At 66.2% G+C, this 207-nt stretch carries 1 protein-coding gene; it reads right to left on the reverse strand.

Features of this window, described 5'->3' with window-relative positions:
- On the reverse strand, positions 1-207 hold a 207-nt coding region (locus H9X91_RS14205; protein WP_204805904.1), incomplete at both ends, for an S-layer homology domain-containing protein.

Below are 207 nucleotides of genomic sequence, written 5' to 3' on the forward strand. Positions count from 1 at the left end.
AGGCACGGCCGGCCACGTTCACGGTCCAGTTGGTGCCGGTGTAGCCCTCGATGGACTGGTCATAGCCCAGAGCGCCCAGCAGCATCTTCAGGAAGGCAAAGCCGGTCAGGGTGCCGGTGGGACGGAAGGTGCCGTCAGCGTAGCCGCTGATCAGGCCCCGCTCCACGCAGAAGGCGATGTAACCAGCGAAGCTGGAACCGGCGGGCA

The sequence above is a fragment of the Oscillibacter valericigenes genome (assembly GCF_016902445.1).
GTDB classification, from domain to species: Bacteria; Bacillota; Clostridia; order Oscillospirales; family Oscillospiraceae; genus Oscillibacter; species Oscillibacter avistercoris.